We start from the raw sequence: 19,274 nt of genomic DNA on the forward strand, positions 1-19,274 counted from the left end.
GAAAATCGGGGGCCGTTTCGCGGGTCCGGCCTCTACCGTCGGAGCATGGAGATCACCGCTTGCAGGGCCGAGGACATCGAGGTGCTGGACCGCTTCATGCCGTCGCACAGCGTTGACGGCGATCACGCCGCCCGCTTCGCCCGGCAGGAGGCGGGGCGCGGCACGTACCTGATTCCGTGGCTCGACGGCCGGCCCGTGGGCCACGGTGAGGTCCGCTGGACCGGGTGCGAGGCGCCGGAGGTGCGGGCGGCGCAGCCCGGGTGCCCGGAGTTCAACGGCCTTTTCGTGTGGCCGGAGTCGCTGCGTTCCCAGGGCATCGGTACCGCGCTGGTGCACACCGCCGAGCGGCTGGCCCGCGAGCGCGGGATCGGCGTCATGGGCCTCGGTGTCGGCGACGACAACCCGGGTGCGGCGGCGCTGTACGCGCGGCTCGGATATCTGCCCACGGTGGCCTACCTGGACCGCTGGGCGTACCTGGACGCCGACGGCGTACGCCATGAGCAGGCCGATCCCTGCGTGTTCCTGGTCAAGGCCCTCTGAAGGGGCCCTGCGCAACGGTCGAAAGCCGCCGCGCAACGAACACCCACCCAGCCCCCAGGAACGCAATGATCTTGCGGGCATGCGCAAGGTTGCTGCATTTCACCAGCAACGCCGCTCCTCATAGGCTGTCGCCTCGTACGTGGCGTGGCGGGAACCCCGCTCGGTGGGTCCCTGCTCGTGGGGGTGCCGTCGGTTCCCGCCGCCCTGATTGGCAGCGAAAAGGAGCCCACGCGTGCTCGACCAAGGCGCACCACCGCAGAACCAGAGCCAGACCGCCGCCTCCGCGTCCCCGGGCGTCGGCGCGCGCCTGTTGCGTCGCAAGCCCGTGGAACACCTGGTCGCCGAGGGTGGCCAGGGCGAGGGAGGGTCCCTGCGACGCTCCCTGGGCATGTGGCAGCTCACCATGATCAGCATCGGTGCCACCCTCGGCACCGGCATCTTCGTCGTCCTCGGCGACGCCGTCCCCGAGGCCGGCCCGGCCGTCACCCTGGCCTTCGTGATCGCCGGCCTCACGGCGCTCTTCTCGGCCCTGTCCTACGCCGAGCTGGCGGGCAGCATCCCGGTCGCGGGCTCCTCGTACTCGTATGCGTACGCAACGATGGGCGAGCTGGTCGCCTGGGTCTGCGGCTGGTGTCTGGTGCTGGAGTACGGCGTGTCCGTGGCCGCCGTCGCCGTCGGCTGGGGCGAGTACCTCAACGAGCTGCTCGACGGGACCATAGGTGTCACCATCCCGTCCGTGGTGTCCTCGGCGCCCGGCGAGGGCGGGATCATCAACCTGCCGGCGCTGATCGTCGTCATGCTGGCGATGGTGTTCCTGCTCGGCGGCGTCCGCGAGTCCGCCCGGGCCAACACGATCATGGTCGCCGTCAAGATCGTCGCGCTGGTGCTGTTCTGCGCCGTCGGCTTCATGGGCTTCAAGTCCGGCAACTACGAGGACTTCATGCCGCTCGGCATGGCCGGTGTGAGCGCCGCGGGTGCCACCCTCTTCTTCTCCTACATCGGCTTCGACGCCGCCTCCACCGCCGGTGAGGAGGCCAAGGACCCCAAGAAGGACCTGCCGCGCGCGATCATGCTCTCGCTGATCATCGTGACCGTGCTGTACGTCCTCGTCGCGGGTGTCGCCGTCGGCGCCTGGAACTGGACCAAGTTCGAGGGCTCCGAGGCCTCCCTCGCCGCGATCATGAACGACGTCAGCGGCCAGACCTTCTGGGGCACCCTGCTCGCCCTCGGCGCCGTCATCTCCATCGCGAGCGTCGTCCTCACCGTGCTCTACGGCCAGACCCGCATCCTCTTCGCGATGTCCCGTGACGGCCTGGTGCCCAAGGCGCTCGGCAAGGTCCACGCGAAGACCGGCGCACCCCGCCTCAACACGGTCATCGTGTCCCTCTTCTGCGGTGCCCTCGCCGCCCTCATCCCGCTGGGCAAGCTCGTCGACGCCACCAGCATCGGCACGCTGTTCGCCTTCGCGCTGGTCAACATCGCGGTGATCGTGCTGCGCTACCGGCGGCCCGAGCTGGAGCGGACGTTCAAGGTGCCCTTCGGGCCGGTGCTGCCGATTCTGGGCTTCGGTTTCTGCGCGTACAACATGTTCAGCCTGGACACCGTGACCTGGGTGGTCTTCGGGTGCTGGATGGCGGCCGGTCTCGTGTTCTACTTCCTGTACGGCTATCGCCGTTCCCGTCTTGCCGTGTCAGAAGTGAAGTGAACCACCAGCAGTGCTGAACGATCTCGACGAACGCATCGTGCACGCCCTCGCCGAGGACGCCCGCCGCTCCTACGCGGACATCGGGCAACTGGTCGGCCTGTCCGCGCCCGCCGTGAAACGGCGCGTGGACCGGCTGCGCGCCACCGGGGCCATCACCGGATTCACCGTACGGGTGGATCCGTCGGCGCTTGGCTGGGAGACCGAGGGGTTCGTCGAGATCTACTGCCGGCACAACACCTCGCCGGAGACGATCCGGCGGGGGCTGGAGCGGTACCAGGAGGTGGTGGCCGCGTCGACCGTGACCGGTGAGGCGGATGCGGTGGTGCAGGTCTTCGCCTCTGACATGCGGCATTTCGAGCGGGTGCTTGAGCGGATCGCCGGGGAGCCGTTCGTGGAGCGGACCAAGTCCGTGCTCGTGCTGTCGCCCTTGTTGCGGCGGTTTTCTTCCGGGTCGCCTACGTAGCGCTCCGCGGGAGAGCCGAGTTATCTGCGGGCCGGTGGGGGCTTGTCGCGCAGTTCCCCGCGCCCCTGAGCGGCGTTTCTGCGGACCTTCGTCAGCATGCGCCGTATGACCAGTGCGTGGGCACCCGTGCCTATGACCAGCCGTCGGTAGAGGGCGCCCGCGCGGCCGGGGAAGTCGGCCCTCGTCTCGGCCCGCAAGCGGGTGTGCCCCGCGTCCGTCTCGTCCAGGTGGAAGATGAGGGCGTACGTCGAGAACGGGTGGCGGCCGACGTAGGCCAGCTCGTGGCCCGGGGTCGACACCGCCACCTTGAATCCGCGGGAGCCGTCCATCAGGGCGGCCAGCTCTTGCCAGACGGCGTCGGTGTCCGCCTCGACGAGCGTCGTCTGTTCGTCCACGAACGGCAGGGCGGGGATGTCGGTGGCGTCCATGGGGGAAGTCTCGCCCTCCTGCCCACGCGGTGGCCTCCTCCGGCAGGCGGAGGCGTATAGCCGTTCGGGGGAGGGCGTCAGTCGGCCGTCTTGCGGGCCAGGGCGTTGTTGTCGATCGAGTTGTGGACGCTGAAGCTGACCGCGTCCGAGCGGTAGCGGTCGTCCGACCACTCCACGGGGCGGCCCTCACGGGTCGTCGTCACGCGTCGTACCCGCAGGAGGGGGCTCGTGCGGCGGATGCCGAGCAGTTCGGCGTCCTGGGCGCCGGCCGCCACCGCGTCGATGACATGCTCGCCGTAGGCGAAGACCAGCCCCGTGTCGTCGTACAGGCGTTGGGTGACGGACGGGGAGTCGGGCTCGATGGCCTCCACGGCGGGGGAGATCCAGTCGGCGTAGACCGTGCGCTCCAGCAGCACCGGTTCGCCGTCCAGGCCGCGCACCCGCAGGACGTGCAACACCGGGGTACCGGCGCTCAGTTGGAGGCGTACGGCGTCCTCCTTCGTCGCCGGGCGGTACTCCTGCTCCACCACCTGGCCGGTCGCCTCCCGGCCCATCGCCCGCGCCCACTGGGCGAAGCTGCGCAGCTCGGCGAAGCTCTGGCTGCGGCGGCTGGCCAGCACCACTCGACGGGCGCCCTGGCGTGAGCCGATGAGGCCCTCGGCGGTCAGCGCGGCGACGGCCTGCCGGACCGTGCCGCGTGAGACGCCGTACTGGCCCGCGAGGTCCGTCTCGGCGGGCAGCAGACTGCCGACCGTGTACTCCTCGCGGTCGATCGCCCGGCGCAGTTCGTCGGCGATCTCCTCGTGTCGCGCCGCCATGCTTCCCCTCTGAGTCGGTTGCTGTGCACAGCGTGACCAGCCTAATCGAGATCGTTCGGTGATCTGTGTCGGTGAGGAGTGTGCACAAATTCGGGGTGGAGGCTTTCGCCAGTGTTCACGAACGTGTCACCATCGGCGGGCCTACTGGGGCCAACTTGTTCAGACAAGTTCGATGTCTTTCCTGGGCAAGAAACCTCCTGCACCCTCGCGCGTCCCCTGGAGCAACCGTGTCCACGTTTTTGCCGAGCACAGCCCTGTCGAGAACCCCCGCCCTCGGCGGCGCCCTCGCCGTCGTCGCCGCACTCGCCCTGAGCGCCTGTGGCGCCGCCCCCGACAACGCGTCCACCACCGCCGACGGCAAGAGCGTTGCCACGGCCACCTCCGCCGCCGACCTCGGCGGCATGGACGCGCTGGTGAAGGCGGCCAAGAAGGAGGGCAAGCTCAACGCGATCGCCCTGCCGCGTGACTGGGCCAACTACGGCGCCCTCATCGACGGCTTCCAGAAGAAGTACGGCATCAAGGTCGAGGTCGACAATCCGGACGGGGCCAGCCAGGAGGAGATCAGCGCGGTCACCACGCTGAAGGGCCAGGACCGGGCACCCGACGTGCTGGACCTGGGACAGTCGTTCGCGCTGAGCGGGGCCCAGCAGGGCCTGTTCGCCTCCTACAAGGTGGCGTCGTTCGACGGCATTCCGGCGGCGCAGAAGGACGCGCAGGCCCGGTGGTACAACGACTACGGCGGCTACATCTCCATCGGCTGCGACGCGAAGCGCGTCAAGCAGTGCCCGACCACCTTCAAGGACCTGCTGAAGCCCCAGTACAAGGGCCAGGTCGCCCTCAACGGCAACCCCACCAAGTCGGGTTCGGCCTTCGCCGGGGTCTGGGCGGCCGCCCTGGCCAACGGCGGCTCGTTCGACGACCTGCAGCCCGGAATCGACTTCTTCGCCAAGCTGAAGAAGAACGGCAACTACACGCCGGTCGAGTCGACCCCGGCCACGGTGGAGAAGGGCGAGACGCCCATCAGCATCGACTGGGACTACCTGAACGCCGGATACGCCGACGAGTTCCGGTCCAAGGGGCTGGACTGGAAGGTCGCCGTCCCGACCGACGGCAAGTTCTCCCAGTACTACTCACAGGCCATCAACAAGGACGCCCCGCACCCGGCGGCCGCCCGGCTCTGGCAGGAGTACCTCTACAGCGTCGAGGGCCAGAACCTCTGGCTCAAGGGGTACGCCCGCCCGGCCCTCATGCCCGCGATGGAGAAGGCCGGCACGCTTGACAAGACCGCCGCGGCCAAGCTGCCCGAGGTCTCGGGCACGGCGGCCTTCCCGACCGAGGCCCAGCAGAGCAAGGCCAAGGAAGTCCTCGGTGCGGGCTGGGGCAAGGCTGTCTCCGGATGACGACCGAGACCGACGCGACCGTCGCCCCCGCCGCTCCGGCGCACCCGGGTCCCGACGCCGCCGCGCCCGCCGCCCCCTCCGGGCGGCGGCGCCGCGTCGGGGGCGGGCTCGCCGTCGTCCCGCTGCTCGCCTTCGTGGCGCTCGCCTTCGGGATACCCGCCCTGGCCATGCTGGACGGCGCCTTCACCGTCAAGGACCCGGTCACGGGGGCCGGTTCGTACGGTGTGGCCAATGTGACCGCCTCGATGCAGGGCGCCTACCTCACCGCCCTGATCGGCAGCGTGAAGCTCTCCGCCTTCTCCGCGGCCATCGGCGTGGTGTGCGGACTGCTGCTGGCGCAGGCCGTGGTCACCTCACGGTCCAGGGCGCTGCGTGAGGCCGTGCTCACCGCCTCCGGGGTCCTCGCCAACTTCGGCGGCGTCCCGCTGGCCTTCGCCTTCGTCGCCACGCTCGGCAACTCGGGCTTCCTCACCCGACGCCTGGACCTCACCGAGAAGGGGTGGAGCCTCTACAGCTTCTCCGGGCTGACGCTGGCCTATCTGTACTTCCTGATCCCGCTGATGGTCCTCACGATCACCCCGGCGCTCGAAGGACTGCGGACCCAGTGGCGTGAGGCCGCCCGGAACAGCGGCGCCACCAACGCCCAGTACTGGCGGCACGTCGCGCTGCCGGTGCTCGCCCCCTCGCTGCTCGGCGGCTTCGTGCTGCTCTTCGGCAGCGCCTTCGCCGCGTACGCCACCGCGGCCGCCATGGTCGGCAGCTCGATCCCGCTGGTCACCCTGCAGATCGCCGACGCCCTCGCCGGCAACGTCCTGGTCGGCCAGGAGAACGTCGCGCTGGCCCTGAGCCTGGACATGGTCCTCGTGGCGGGCCTCGTGATGGCCGTGTACCTGCCCCTGCAACGACGGAGTGCCCGATGGCTCGCCTGACCAGTCGCGGCGTCGGGAAGGTCCGCCCCGGGCGCGGTGTCGTCCTGCTGTGCGCCGCGGTCTACTTCCTGCTGCCGCTCGCCGCTTCCGTGATCTTCACGGTCGACGTACCGGGCCAGGGGGTGAACTTCGACGTCTACGAGCAGATCCTCGGCGCCGACGGTTTCGTCTCCAGCCTGCTGCTCTCACTGGAACTGGCCGCCGCCACCATCGCTCTGGTCCTGCTGCTGATGGTGCCCGCGATGGTCGCCCTGCGGCTCGGCTCGCGACGGCTGCGCCCGGTCGTGGAGATCGTCTGCGCGCTGCCGCTGGTCCTGCCGCCGATCGCCTTCGTCGCGGGCATCGCCACGGTGCTGAAGTGGGGGCCCGAGTACTTCTCCACGACCCCGCTGTTCCAGACCTTCGTGGCGGTCCAGAATCCCGACTTCCCGGTCGTGCTCGTCCTCGCCTACACCGTGATGGCGCTGCCGTTCGTGTATCGGGCGCTGGACGCCGGCCTTCGGTCGATCGACGTACCCACCCTCGTGGAGGCGGCCCGCAACTGCGGCGCCGGCTGGGCGCAGGCGCTGGTCCGGGCGGTGCTGCCCAACCTTCGCGGGGCCCTGCTGAACGCCTCGTTCCTCACGCTGGCGCTGGTGCTCGGTGAATTCACGGTCGCCCAGATCCTGAAGTTCCGGCCCTTCGCCGTCTGGATCGTCGGCATCGGCGGCTCACAGGCACAGATGTCCGTGGCGGTGTCCGTCCTCAGCCTGTTCGTGACCTGGCTGCTGCTGCTCGGCATCGCCGCCGTCGGCGGGCGCACCCCCTCCCCGACCACCACCGAGAAGTGATCCGACCAGAGGTGACCCGGAAGATGACACTCACTGCACCCCGGCCGAAGGCCGCCACGGCCGACACGGCCGCCACGGTCGAGTTCCGCGGCCTGCGCCGCGCCTTCGGCGGCACGGTCGCCCTCGACGGCCTCGACCTCGCCGTACGGCCCGGTGAACTCCTCGCCCTCCTCGGCCCGTCCGGCTGCGGCAAGACCACGGCCCTGCGCATGCTCGCCGGGTTCGAGCACCCCGACTCCGGCGAGGTACTGGTGGACGGCGAGGACGTCACCCGGGTCCCGGCGCACCGTCGCGACGCAGGCATGGTCTTCCAGTCGTACAGCCTGTTCCCGCACCTCAGCGCCCTCGACAACGTCGCCTTCGGGCTGCGCATGCGCAAGGTGCGCACCGCCGAACGGCGCGCCCGTGCCGCCGAGTTGCTGGAGCTGGTCGGTCTCGCCGACAAGGGCGAGCGGTACCCGCACCAGCTCTCCGGCGGCCAGCAGCAGCGCATCGCCCTGGCCCGCGCGCTCGCCCTGCGCCCTCGCGTCCTGCTGCTGGACGAGCCGCTGTCGGCGCTGGACGCCAAGGTGCGCCTGACGCTCCGCGAGGAAATCCGACGGCTCCAGCAGGAGCTCGGCATCACCACCCTGTTCGTCACCCACGACCAGGAGGAGGCCCTGTCCATGGCCGACCGGGTCGCCGTCATGCGCTCCGGACGGCTCGAACAGTGCGCCGCGCCCGCCGAGTTGTACGGCCGTCCCACCACGGCCTTCGTCGCCGAGTTCGTCGGCACGATGAGCCGGATCCCGGGCACGCTCGTCGACAGCGGTGTCGAGGTGCTCGGCCGGCGGCTGCCCGTCGACGGCGACGCGCCCGCGGTGTCCGAGGTCGACGTGCTGGTACGGCCGGAAGCCGTGGCCGTACGCGCCGACGACGCCTCCGACGCCCGCGTGGTCGCCACCGCGTTCCTCGGTGCCACCACCCGGCTGACCGTACGGCTCGCCGACGGCACCGAGGTCAAGGCCGATCTGCCCGCCCATGAGACGGCCGCGCTCGGCGCGGGCGCCGCGGTGAGCGTGTCGCTGCCGGAGCGGCCCGTGCTGGTGGCCGAACGCAGCCGCTGACCCTCGTACGACCCACCTGATCCCCCCCGCAAGAAAGAGACAACCGTGACTCGACTCCCGCTCCAGGCCGTCCTGTTCGACATGGACGGCACGCTCGTCGACACCGAGCGACTGTGGTGGGAGGCGGTGGAGCAGGTCGCCGGCCGGGCCCTGACCGAGGCGGACGAGGCGGAGGTGCTCGGCCGGCCCGTCGAGCACACCGCCGACTGGCTGGCCGCGGCCACCGGCGCGCCGGCCGCCGACCTCGCCGACGCACTCCACCGCGAGTTCGCCGACCGCGTCCGCGGCGGCATCGTCCCCCGCCCCGGCGCGCTCGACCTGCTCGACGCCCTGGCCCGCGACGGCATCCCCACGGCCCTGGTCACCGCCTCACCCCGAGCCGTCGCCGACACCGTCCTCGAAGCCCTCGGCGCGAGCCGCTTCGCGGTCTCCGTCACCGCCGACGACACCGACCGCACCAAGCCCGCCCCCGATCCCTACCTCGCCGCCTGCCGCGCCCTCGGCGTCGACCCGGCGGCCTGCGTCGCCGTCGAGGACACCCGAACCGGCGTCAGCTCGGCGGAGGCGGCCGGCTGCACGGTGCTCGCGGTGCCCTCGCTCGCCCCGATCGAGCCGGCACCCGGACGGACCGTCCTGCCCAGCCTGGAGGGCGTCACCACACAGCGGCTGCGCACCCTGCCGACCGCCGCCCTGCCCTCGCCCGAACTGCGCGTCATGAGCTGGAACCTCTGGTACGGCGGCACCAAGGTCCACGACCACCTGGCCAAGCAGCTCAAGGTCATCGCCGAGACCGGCGTCGACGTCGTCGGCCTCCAGGAGACGTACGGCACCGCCGCCCAGGAGCTCGCCGACGCCCTCGGCTGGTACCACCACCGCGCCGGCGAGAACCTCGGCGTCATCAGCCGCCACCCGATCACGGCCCGCTTCGGCGATCCCGACGTCGGCTTCTACGGGGCGGCCGGGGTCCGGATCCAGGTCGGGGAGCAGCAGGTCGACATCTGGACGGCCCACCTCGACTACACGCCCTACGGGCCGTACGAGTCCTCCTTCGATGGGCTTTCGGCCGCCGAGCTGATCGCCCACGAGGAGGTGCGGCTCGCCCAGATGCGGGACACGCTGCGCCGGATCGAGGAGGCGGCCGACCCCGCCGTGCCCGTCGTCCTGGTCGGCGACTTCAACAGCCCCTCCCACCTGGACTGGCCCGAGGTGGAGTGGCCGGTGACGAAGGCGGCGCAGGACGCGGGGCTGCGCGACTCCTATCGTGAGGCCCACCCGGACCCGGCCGCCCACCCCGGCCACACCTGGTCGCCGATCCACGCCCTGCACGAGGACGGCAGCGGGCGCTCGGAGCCGCAGGACCGGATCGACTTCGTCCTGCACCGGGGACTGCGGGTGCTCGACTCGGAGACCCGCGTCAGCGGCCGGCCGCGCCCCTGGCCGGACGTCGAGCACAACGAGTGGCCCTCCGACCACGCCGCCGTGATCACGACATTCTCCCTGCGCGAGTGACCCGTACCGGCCTACCATCGGTGCCATGACCTGGCGACATTGATCCACCAGCCGTGCCTCCCGAGGGCCGCCTCGGACGCCGTACCCCCGGCGTCCGAACAGTCCCTGCGGGAAGGCCTCATGACACTCTCACCTGCACGCGTGCCCGCCTCCGGTGTCCGGCGGCTGACGACCACGCTGTACGGCTACTCGTTCCTCGACGACTTCGTCCTGCTCTACCCGGTGTACGCGCTGCTGTTCGCCGACACCGGCCTGTCCCTCTGGCAGATCTCCTCCCTGTTCGCCCTGTGGTCGATCACCGGTGTGGTGCTGGAGGTGCCCTCGGGTGCCTGGGCCGACACCGTGTCGCGTCGTCGGCTGCTGTGGATCGGCCCGCTGCTCACCGCCGTCGGCTTCGCGCTGTGGGTGGTCGTCCCGTCGTACTGGGCCTTCGCGGTCGGCTTCGTGCTGTGGGGCGCCGGTGGAGCGCTCGGCTCCGGTGCGCTGGAGGCGCTCGTGTACGACGAGCTGGACCGGGTGGGCGCGGCCGGCCGGTACGCCGGGGTGATGGGCCGGGCCAGGGCCGCGCGGCTGCTGGGCACCGTGTCCTCCATCGGCCTCGCGGCGCCCGTGTTCGCAAGGGGAGGCTATGCGGCGGTCGGTGCCGCGAGCTTCGCGGCCTGTGTGCTGACCGCCGCCGTCGCGACCCGGTTCCCCGAGCACCGGGTGCGGCCGGAGACCGGCGACGGCAGCTGGGCCACGACCCTGCGGACCGGACTCGCCGAGGTCCGCCGGGACCACTCGGTGCGCGGCGCCCTGCTGCTGGTCCCGGCCGTCGCCGCGGTGTGGGGCGCGCTCGACGAGTACACCCCGCTGCTGGTCCGGGACATCGGCGTCGCCGAGGCGACCGTGCCCTATCTGATCATGCTGATCTGGGCCGGCGTCACCCTCGGCAGCCTCCTGACCGGACCGGCCGAACGCCTCGGCACGACCGGACTCGCCGCGCTGCTCGCGGGCAGCGCCCTCGCCCTGGCCGCCGGCGCCACCGCCCGCTCCCTGGCCGGGGTCGCGCTGGTGAGCCTCGCCTTCGCCGGGTTCCAGCTCGCCGAGGTGCTCGCCGACGTCCGTCTCCAGCACCGCATCGAGGAGTCCCGCCGGGCCACGCTCACCTCGGTGGCGAGCCTCGGCACCGAGCTGGCCACGGTCGCCACGTTCGGCACGTACGCGCTGCTCGGCACGGACGCGGCACACAGCACGGTCTTCGCGATACTGGCGATCCCCTACCTGGTGACGGCGCTGGCGCTGACTAGAAGTCGGGCCGCCACGGCACGACCGTGAAGTCGCCCGTCCCCTTCCTGACCTTCTCGAAGGGGGCGGAGCCCACGCACTTGGGCAGCTCCTTCGTCTCGACGGGGCTGCCCGTGGCCGCCCAGCTGTAGCCGAGCCGGTCGCGGTGGCCGACGTCATGGACGGTGATGCCGACCCGCCTGCCCTCGGCGCCCGGCAGATCGGAGGAGGTGATGACCCCGGAGACGACGGCCACCTTGCCGCCGGTGACCAGACAGTCGACCTTCGCCTTCGCCCGGGCACCCTCGCCGTCCAGGTAGTGGCTCCACTCGAAGGTGCCGGTGGCCTTCGTCGGGTCGGCGGTGTCCTTCGCCGCCAGATGCGCGTCGAACGAGAACGTGATGTCGTCCCCGGCCGAGCGGTACAGCTTGGCTGTGCCGGTGAGCGCGGCGGCCTCGCGCTCCTGCGGCCCGTCCGTTGCGGTGGCGGCGGGACCCACCGTTCCGGCGGTGAGCATCAGCAGCGCACAGCACAGCACGACGGTCTTCGTACGGCGGTTCATGGCGGTCCTTTCCGCAGGTCAACCGGACAGTCACCACTCTCGCGGCGGCGCGCCCCCACCACATCGCACCGAGGACCGGACCCCGCCTCCGCCACACGGCGGGGACACCCGTGCACCCCTCCGCTCCGAGGAGGACGGGACCTCCCCCCGACGGCGCGCAACGAATCGCCGCCGGACCCGCGGCCGACGCAACGAACCGCTCACCGGCGCGCAACGGCTCCTTCTTGTCCGCCCTGGTCAGCCGCCCGTACCGTCGTTGTGGCCCCAATTGGGTCCCCCCATCCTTCCGCCCGGTGAGGAACACGCATGCGCACCGCCCTGCTCCAGAGCTCCGGCCGCCCCGGCTCGACCGTCGAGAACCTCAAGGTCCTCGACGAGGCCGCGGGCCGTGCCGCCGCCGCGGGCGCCGGGCTGCTGGTGGCGCCGGAGATGTTCCTCACCGGGTACGCGATCGGCGACGACATCGCCCGCCTCGCCGAGCCCGCCGACGGCGACTGCGCGGACGCGATCGCCGAGATCGCCGGCCGGCACGGCCTGGCGATCGCCTACGGATACCCCGAGCGGGACGGCGAGAGCGTCTACAACTCCGCCCAGCTGATCTCCGCCGACGGCACCCGGCTGGCGAACTACCGCAAGACCCACCTCTTCGGCTGCTTCGAACGCGACCACTTCACGCCGGGCGAGCAGCCGGTCGTCCAGGCCGAGCTCGACGGCCTCCGCGTCGGCATCCTGATCTGCTACGACGTCGAGTTCCCGGAGAACGTCCGGGCCCACGCCCTCGCCGGCACCGACCTGCTTCTGGTGCCGACCGCGCAGATGCACCCGTTCCAGTTCGTCGCCGAGTCGATGATCCCGGTGCGGGCCTTCGAGAACCAGATGTACGTCGCGTACGTCAACCGGGTCGGCCAGGAAGGAGAGTTCGAGTTCGTCGGGCTCTCCACGCTCGCCGGCCCCGACGGGGTCGCCCGCACCCGCGCCGGGCGTGGTGCGGAGCTCGTCCTCGCTGACGTCGACCCCGTCTTCCTCGCCGCCTCCCGCGAGGCGAACCCGTACCTGAAGGACCGCCGCCCCGGTCTCTACGGGTCCCTCGTCTGAATCCCCCAGCCTTCACCAGCAGCACTCGCAAGGAGTCCGTACCCCATGACGTCCATGGTGCCCAACGCCGTCCAGCACGCCGACGAGCAGCAGCCGCCGATCACCATGTTCGGCCCGGACTTCCCGTACGCGTACGACGACTTCCTCGCCCACCCGGCGGGGCTCGGCCAGATACCCGCGACCGCGCACGGCACCGAGGTCGCGGTCATCGGCGGCGGCCTGTCCGGCATCGTCGCCGCGTACGAGCTGATGAAGATGGGCCTCAAGCCGGTCGTGTACGAGGCCGACGAGATCGGCGGGCGGCTGCGCACCGTCGGCTTCGAGGGTGCGGGCACCGAGGGCCTGACCGCCGAGATGGGCGCGATGCGCTTCCCGCCGTCCTCCACCGCCCTCCAGCACTACATCGACCTGGTGGGGCTGAAGACCAGCCCGTTCCCCAACCCCCTTGCCGAGGCGACCCCTTCGACCGTCGTCGACCTCAAGGGCGAGTCGCACTACGCCGAGACGATCGACGACCTCCCGCAGGTCTACCGCGATGTCGCCGCCGCCTGGAACAAGTGCCTCGAAGAGGGCGCGGACTTCTCCGACATGAACCGCGCCATGCGCGAGCGGGACGTGCCGCGCATCCGCGAGATCTGGGCGAAGCTCGTCGAGAAGCTCGACAACCAGACCTTCTACGGCTTCCTCTGCGACTCCGAGGCCTTCAAGTCCTTCCGGCACCGCGAGATCTTCGGCCAGGTCGGCTTCGGCACCGGCGGCTGGGACACCGACTTCCCGAACTCCATCCTGGAGATCCTGCGCGTCGTCTACACCGAGGCCGACGACCACCACCGCGGCATCGTCGGCGGCTCCCAGCAGCTGCCGCTCCGCCTCTGGGACCGCGAGCCGGAGAAGATCGTCCACTGGTCCTACGGCACCTCGCTCGCCGGCCTGCACGAGAACGGCGCGCCCCGCCCGGCCGTGACCCGGCTGCACCGCACCTCGGGCAACCGGATCACCGTGACCGACGCGAACGGCGACATCCGCACCTACCAGGCGGCGATCTTCACCGCCCAGTCCTGGATGCTGCTGTCGAAGATCGCCTGCGACGACTCGCTCTTCCCGATCGACCACTGGACCGCGATCGAGCGCACCCACTACATGGAGTCCAGCAAGCTCTTCGTGCCCGTCGACCGGCCGTTCTGGCTGGACAAGGACGAGGAGACCGGACGGGACGTCATGTCGATGACGCTCACCGACCGCATGACGCGCGGCACTTATCTCCTGGACGACGGCCCGGACAAGCCCGCCGTCATCTGCCTCTCCTACACCTGGTGCGACGACAGCCTGAAGTGGCTGCCGCTGTCCGCGAACGAGCGGATGGAGGTCATGCTGAAGTCGCTCGGCGAGATCTATCCCAAGGTCGACGTCCGCAAGCACATCATCGGCAACCCGGTGACCGTCTCCTGGGAGAACGAGCCCTACTTCATGGGCGCGTTCAAGGCCAACCTGCCCGGCCACTACCGCTACCAGCGGCGCCTGTTCACCCACTTCATGCAGGACCGGCTGCCCGAGGACAAGCGGGGCATCTTCCTCGCAGGCGACGACATCTCCTGGACGGCGGGCTGGGCCGAGGGCGCCGTCCAGACCGCGCTGAACGCGGTCTGGGGCGTCATGCACCACTTCGGCGGGGCGACGGACGCCACCAACCCGGGTCCGGGTGACGTCTACGACGAGATCGCACCGGTGGAACTCCCGGAGGACTGACCGGAGTTCATGCGGAATCCGCTGCCGGACCCGCTCAGTCCGGCAGCGGTGTGAGGAGCATGCGGCCCGCGAAGCCCACCGCCGCGTCCAGGCGCCCGGTGAACTCCTCGGCGACGTCCGGGAGTCCGCGCAGCGCCCACAGCGCCCGCGCCGTCGACCAGGTGGCGTCCCGGGCCCGCTCCAGGCTCCAGGAGCCGAGCAGATGGGTCAGCGGGTCGGCGATCTGAAGCAGGTCGGGGCCCGGCATCAGATCTTCGCGGATGCGCTCCTCCAGCGAGACGAGGAGATCACCCACTCGATCGAACTCGTCCTCCAGCTCGGCGGGTTCGCAGCCGAGGCTACGACAGGCGTCCACCACGGCGAGCGCCAGATCGTGGCCGATGTGCGCATTGATGCCCGCGAGCGCGAACTGCAACGGTCGTACGCCGGGATGGCGGCGCATCTGGAACAGGGGCCGCCAGCAGGCGGGCGGGCGCCGCTCGTCCTCGGCCGCCTCCACCGCCGCGAGATACCGCTCCGCGAACCGCACGTCCAGCGTGATCGCCGCCCGGGCGTCCGCGAACCGGGCGCCGTCGATGTCCCGGTCGACCGCCTGCGTGACGGTGAGGTAGACACGGTTGAAGACCGCCACCCCGTCGCGGTCGGGCAGGGCCGCGTCGAGGGCGCGCATACGGGAGATGACCGCGTCCACGGCTGTGGTGAATTGTTCGCATTGCGCCATGGGGGCAGAGTCGCAGCTTTAGGCTGGCGGGGGTGTCGGCGGGCCCGGCGCTTCCCCAGAACGGGGGAACGCGCTCGCTGTGGGGGAGGGGGAGCGCGACGGTGGCAGGCTTACGTGCCCAGCGACTGGCCGCACGCAGGTCCGCGCGCAGGAGGGCGGCCCGGCGAAGCGCGATGGTCGCGGCGGCCTCGGTCGTGGTCGCCGTCGGCACCGTGACCGGCATGATGTCCGCCCTCGACGAACGACGGGGCTCCGACGAGGCCAGACCGCCCGAGGTGACGCGCTCCCCGAGCCTGGAGTCCCTGCCGCTCCTGCCGTCCGCCTCCCCGTCGCTCACCAAGTCCCCCTCGCCGAAGCCCACTTCGCCGGCCCCGAAGCGGAAACCCGCTCCGACGCCCTCGCCGACCAGGACCGGGAGTGAACGGCAGCCGACCGTGGTGTCCGCACGCCTCTACCGCCACCCCGACTCCCAGGTGCTGGAATGGGTCCGCGACAACACCGGCGACCCGCGCCACGCCGTCATCCAGTCCCGGATCGCCGCCCAGCCGGCCGCGGTGTGGTTCGCCGACTTCACGCCGGACACCATCACCGCCCGGGTCCGCGCGGTGACCTCGGGCGGGTCGGCGTCGGGGCGCATACCGGTCGTCGTGCCGTACGCGGTCCCGGACCGAGACTGCGGCGGGCACTCCCAGGGCGGCGCACCCGACCTCGACGCCTACGACGCCTGGATGGACAGGTTCGCCGCCGGGCTCGGCTCCGGCGACGTCATCGTCGTCCTGGAACCCGACTCCATCGCCCAGTCCGAGTGTCTCTCCGAAGGGGCGCGTGCCGACCGCTTCGCCTCCCTCGCCCGTGCGGGCCGTGTCCTCAAGGAGGCCAACCCCAGGGCACGCGTCTACTACGACGCCGGCCACTCCGGCTGGAACGCGCCCGGCAAGCAGGCGGCCCTGCTGAAGCGGGCCGGCGCCGCCTCGACCACATCCTCCGACGGCGTCTTCAGCAACGTCTCCAACTTCCACACCACGCCCGACGAGATCGCCTACGACCGCCAGGTCCTCGACGCCCTCGGCGGCCCCGCCTCGCTCGGCGCCGTCATCGACACCAGCCGCAACGGCGCCGGAGCCCCGGCCGACGGGGAGTGGTGCGACCCGTCCGGCCGCAAGCTGGGCCGGGCACCGACGCTCGCCACCGGGGAGGCACGGATCGACGCCTACCTGTGGGTGAAGCTGCCGGGGGAGTCGGACGGGTGCAAGGGGAGGCCGGGGACGTTCACGGCGTCGTACGCCTATGACTTGGCGCGCTGAGGCCCGCTTTCGGCGTCGGTCTCCTCGTCGTAGGACGACGTCCCCTCGTCGAGCAACGGCTCCTGCGCCTTGAGGTGAGCCGGGGCGAAGGCGCGCAGCGCGTGGTAGCCGGTGATGACCACCAGTGTGCCCAGCGCGATGCCGCTGAGCTCGAAGGTGTCGGTGAACTCCATGGTGACGTTGCCGACGCCGATGATGATGCCCGCCGCGGCCGGCACCAGGTTCAGCGGATTGCGCAGGTCCACTTCGGCGTTGATCCAGATCTGCGCGCCGAGCAGGCCGATCATGCCGTACAGGATGACGGTGATGCCGCCGAGGACGCCGCCCGGGATCGCGGCCACGATCGCGCCGAACTTGGGGCAGACGCCGAAGAGCAGCGCGAAGCCGGCGGCTGCCCAGTACGCGGCGGTGGAGTAGACGCGGGTCGCGGCCATCACGCCGATGTTCTCGGAGTACGTGGTGTTGGGCGGGCCGCCCACGGCCGTGGAGAGCATCGAGGCGGCGCCGTCCGCGGAGATGGCCGTGCCGAGCCTGTCGTCCAGGTTGTCACCGGTCATCTCGCCGACCGCCTTGACGTGCCCGGCGTTCTCGGCGACCAGGGCGATGACGACGGGCAGCGCGACGAGGATCGCCGACCACTGGAAGGACGGGCCGTGCAGCTCGGGCAGCCCGATCCAGTCGGCCTTCGAGACCCCGGAGAGGTCGAGCCGCCAGTGATCGGTGAGCTTGCCGCTCGCGTCGACCGAGTGGATCCTGCCGAAGATCCGGTCGAAGGCCCAGGAGATGCCGTAGCCGAAGAGCAAGCCGAGGAAGATCGCGATCCGGGACCAGAACCCGCGCAGACAGACCACGGCCAGCCCGGTGAACAGCATCACCAGCAGCGCCGTCCACTGGTCCTGCGGCCAGTACGTGGAGGCCGTCACCGGGGCGAGGTTGAAGCCGATCAGCATCACCACGGCGCCGGTGACGATCGGCGGCATCGTGGCGTGGATGATCCGCGCCCCGAAGCGCCGTACGGCGAGACCGACCAGGAACAGTACGACGCCGACGACGAACACCGCGCCCGTCACGGTCGCGCTCGTACCGCCGTCGGCCCGGACGACCGCGGCGACGCCGACGAAGGAGAGGGAGCAGCCGAGGTAGCTGGGCACCCGGCCGCGCGTGGCGAGCAGGAAGACGACCGTCGCGACGCCCGACATCATGATCGCCAGGTTGGGGTCGAGCCCCATCAGGACCGGCGCCACGAAGGACGCGCCGAACATGGCCACCACATGCTGGGCGCCGAGTCCGAACGTGCGGGGCCAGGAGAGCCGTTCGTCGGGCCGGACCACCGCTCCGGGCGCCGGAGTGCGTCCGTCGCCGTGCAGTTTCCAGCGGACGCCGAGATCCATGGTGCGGTTTCGCTTTCGTCGGGCGGGTGAGTGTCCGGACCATTGTCCGGGACGCCCGGGACGGCGCCGACCAGGGCTGATCGGCGCCGATGGGGATACCCGCCGGCCGGCGCGAGACTCAGCGCCGCGGGTCGGGGACCGCCGCGTCAGGCCGGCTCACCTTCGGGCGGTCGCGGTCGCCGGCCCGCAGGACGTTCGCGAACACGGCGAGGCCGGCGGCCAGCACGGTGACCAGGCAGAAGGACACCGTCAGGCTGGTCGCCTGGGCGATCCCGCCGATCGCGCTCGGGGCGATGAGCCCCGAGGTGTAGGTGATCGTCGCGACGCCCGCGATGGCCAGCGACGGGTTGGGGCCGCTGCGGCCCGCCGCCGCGAAGCACAGCGGCACGACCACCGCGATGCCCAGCCCCAGCAGCGCGAACCCGGCCATCGCCACGGCCGGCCGGTCCGACACGACGATGAGCAGTCCGCCGAGCGTGGCGAGGACGCCGCTGAACCGGACCGTGCGCACGGCCCCGTAGCGGTCCACGATCCGGTCCCCGGCGATCCGGGCGATCGCCATGGTGAGCGTGAACCCGGTCGTGCACGCCGCCGCGAGCCCGGCCGAGGTCTCCAGCTGGTCCCGCAGATAGACCGCCGACCAGTCCAGGCTCGCGCCCTCCGCGAAGACCGCACAGAAGCCGACCGCGCCGATGAGCAGCGCCGACCTGGGCGGCAGCGCGAACCGGGGCGGCGGCTCCTCGTCCTCGGCGGGCTGCAGGTCGAGCACCCACCGGCAGGCGAGGACGCCGAGGAAGGTGAGGGTCGCCGCCGCGAGCGCGTGGTGCAGCCGGGCGTCGGAGCCCAGATGGGCCGCGAGTGTGCCGGCCGCCGAGCCGATCAGGGCGCCCGCGCTCCACATCCCGTGCAGGCCCGACATGATCGACCGGCCGAGGCGGTTCTCGACCTCGACGCCGAGCGCGTTCATCGCCACGTCCGCCATGCCCGCCGTCGCGCCGTAGATGAACAGCGCCAGGCAGAGGGTCAGCAGATTGGGGGCGAGCGAGGGCAGAGTGAGGGCGAGCGTCCACAGGGCGATCAGTCCGCGCAGTGCGTTGCGGGCGCCGAAGCGGTGACTGATGCTGCCCGCCAACGGCATCGCCAGGGAGGCACCGAGCGCGGGGAAGGCGAGCGCCAGCCCCAACTGGCCCGCGCTGACGCCGGCGTGGTCCGCGATCCACGGCACGCGTGTCGCGAACGAGCCGGTGACGGCGCCGTGTGCGGCGAAGACGGCGGCCACGGCATACCGGGCCCGCCTCACCTCGCGCAGGTCGTAGACCATCCCACCCATTGTGCGGCCCCTCCCGGTCCTCGCTTCGTGCCTGGTCGCGGCGTAAACTATCAGGAACCCTGCCTGATAGATAGAGATTATTCTGCAGGCCTGGCGGCAGCATCCGCAGTAGGCAGTAGGCAGTAGGCAGT

18 protein-coding genes are annotated in these 19,274 nt (G+C 71.2%); 12 read left to right on the top strand and 6 right to left on the bottom strand.

Annotated features, from left to right (window positions below; all coding sequences use genetic code 11):
* Positions 1–45 precede the first annotated feature (45 nt).
* The 3 genes from POF73_RS22745 (at position 46) to POF73_RS22755 (ending at position 2,708) form a co-directional block, all read left to right on the top strand.
* Positions 46–540, top strand: a complete 495-nt coding sequence (locus POF73_RS22745; protein WP_272118364.1) for a GNAT family N-acetyltransferase — start codon at positions 46–48, stop codon at positions 538–540.
* Between the two features lie 232 nt (positions 541–772).
* The gene (locus POF73_RS22750; RefSeq protein ID WP_272118366.1) at positions 773–2,245 is read left to right on the top strand and encodes an amino acid permease; all 1,473 of its coding nucleotides are present in this window, start codon (positions 773–775) and stop codon (positions 2,243–2,245) included.
* A 10-nt stretch (positions 2,246–2,255) separates the two neighbouring features.
* Positions 2,256–2,708, top strand: coding sequence for an Lrp/AsnC family transcriptional regulator (locus POF73_RS22755; RefSeq protein WP_030947984.1), 453 nt, complete (start codon positions 2,256–2,258; stop codon positions 2,706–2,708).
* A 20-nt stretch (positions 2,709–2,728) separates the two neighbouring features.
* Here POF73_RS22755 and POF73_RS22760 read toward each other — a convergent pair whose 3' ends face one another.
* Both POF73_RS22760 and POF73_RS22765 read right to left on the bottom strand, forming a co-directional pair.
* The gene (locus POF73_RS22760) at positions 2,729–3,136 is read right to left on the bottom strand and encodes a hypothetical protein (protein WP_272118370.1); all 408 of its coding nucleotides are present in this window, start codon (positions 3,134–3,136) and stop codon (positions 2,729–2,731) included.
* Between the two features lie 77 nt (positions 3,137–3,213).
* Entirely contained in the window at positions 3,214–3,954 is a 741-nt protein-coding gene (locus tag POF73_RS22765; RefSeq protein ID WP_272118372.1) for a GntR family transcriptional regulator, read from the bottom strand.
* Between the two features lie 227 nt (positions 3,955–4,181).
* Here POF73_RS22765 and POF73_RS22770 point away from each other — a divergent pair, with 227 nt between their 5' ends.
* The 6 genes from POF73_RS22770 (at position 4,182) to POF73_RS22795 (ending at position 11,045) form a co-directional block, all read left to right on the top strand.
* Positions 4,182–5,354: an ABC transporter substrate-binding protein gene (locus tag POF73_RS22770; RefSeq protein WP_272118374.1), complete on the top strand. Its 1,173-nt coding sequence runs from the start codon at positions 4,182–4,184 to the stop codon at positions 5,352–5,354.
* Positions 5,351–6,283 (top strand): ABC transporter permease, encoded by a 933-nt coding sequence (locus POF73_RS22775; protein WP_272118375.1) that lies wholly within the window; start codon positions 5,351–5,353, stop codon positions 6,281–6,283. The genes POF73_RS22770 and POF73_RS22775 overlap by 4 nt, the downstream gene beginning before the upstream one ends.
* On the top strand, positions 6,271–7,113 hold the full coding sequence (locus POF73_RS22780) for an ABC transporter permease (protein WP_272118377.1): 843 nt from the start codon (positions 6,271–6,273) through the stop codon (positions 7,111–7,113). The genes POF73_RS22775 and POF73_RS22780 overlap by 13 nt, the downstream gene beginning before the upstream one ends.
* A 23-nt stretch (positions 7,114–7,136) precedes the next feature.
* The gene (locus POF73_RS22785; protein ID WP_272118379.1) at positions 7,137–8,219 is read left to right on the top strand and encodes an ABC transporter ATP-binding protein; all 1,083 of its coding nucleotides are present in this window, start codon (positions 7,137–7,139) and stop codon (positions 8,217–8,219) included.
* Positions 8,220–8,264: 45 nt separating this feature from the next.
* On the top strand, positions 8,265–9,728 hold the full coding sequence (locus tag POF73_RS22790; protein WP_272118381.1) for an HAD-IA family hydrolase: 1,464 nt from the start codon (positions 8,265–8,267) through the stop codon (positions 9,726–9,728).
* A 120-nt stretch (positions 9,729–9,848) separates the two neighbouring features.
* Positions 9,849–11,045: an MFS transporter gene (locus POF73_RS22795; RefSeq protein WP_272118383.1), complete on the top strand. Its 1,197-nt coding sequence runs from the start codon at positions 9,849–9,851 to the stop codon at positions 11,043–11,045.
* Here POF73_RS22795 and POF73_RS22800 read toward each other — a convergent pair.
* Entirely contained in the window at positions 11,014–11,556 is a 543-nt protein-coding gene (locus tag POF73_RS22800; RefSeq protein WP_272118385.1) for a Repetin, read from the bottom strand. The genes POF73_RS22795 and POF73_RS22800 overlap by 32 nt on opposite strands.
* A 306-nt stretch (positions 11,557–11,862) precedes the next feature.
* Between POF73_RS22800 and POF73_RS22805 the strand changes: the two genes are divergently transcribed.
* Positions 11,863–12,651, top strand: coding sequence for a carbon-nitrogen hydrolase family protein (locus tag POF73_RS22805; RefSeq protein WP_272118386.1), 789 nt, complete (start codon positions 11,863–11,865; stop codon positions 12,649–12,651).
* A gap of 45 nt (positions 12,652–12,696) precedes the next feature.
* Positions 12,697–14,397: a flavin monoamine oxidase family protein gene (locus tag POF73_RS22810; RefSeq protein WP_272118388.1), complete on the top strand. Its 1,701-nt coding sequence runs from the start codon at positions 12,697–12,699 to the stop codon at positions 14,395–14,397.
* Between the two features lie 34 nt (positions 14,398–14,431).
* On the opposite strand, the gene POF73_RS22815 is transcribed toward POF73_RS22810, so the two are convergent.
* Positions 14,432–15,118: a DUF5995 family protein gene (locus POF73_RS22815; protein WP_272118390.1), complete on the bottom strand. Its 687-nt coding sequence runs from the start codon at positions 15,116–15,118 to the stop codon at positions 14,432–14,434.
* A gap of 173 nt (positions 15,119–15,291) precedes the next feature.
* Between POF73_RS22815 and POF73_RS22820 the strand changes: the two genes are divergently transcribed.
* Positions 15,292–16,422 carry a glycoside hydrolase family 6 protein gene (locus POF73_RS22820; protein WP_272118554.1) on the top strand — a complete coding sequence of 377 codons (1,131 nt, stop codon included), beginning with the start codon at positions 15,292–15,294 and terminating at the stop codon, positions 16,420–16,422.
* Here POF73_RS22820 and POF73_RS22825 read toward each other — a convergent pair.
* Together POF73_RS22825 and POF73_RS22830 are read right to left on the bottom strand one after the other, a co-directional pair.
* Positions 16,404–17,813, bottom strand: a complete 1,410-nt coding sequence (locus tag POF73_RS22825) for a uracil-xanthine permease family protein (RefSeq protein WP_272118392.1) — start codon at positions 17,811–17,813, stop codon at positions 16,404–16,406. The two genes, POF73_RS22820 and POF73_RS22825, sit on opposite strands and share 19 nt — an antisense overlap.
* A gap of 118 nt (positions 17,814–17,931) precedes the next feature.
* A complete protein-coding gene (locus POF73_RS22830) occupies positions 17,932–19,134 on the bottom strand; it encodes an MFS transporter (protein ID WP_443049593.1) in 1,203 nt (400 codons plus the stop codon).
* Positions 19,135–19,274 lie beyond the last annotated feature (140 nt).

The sequence above is a fragment of the Streptomyces sp. HD genome, assembly GCF_028369295.1.
Lineage (GTDB): Bacteria > Actinomycetota > Actinomycetes > Streptomycetales > Streptomycetaceae > Streptomyces.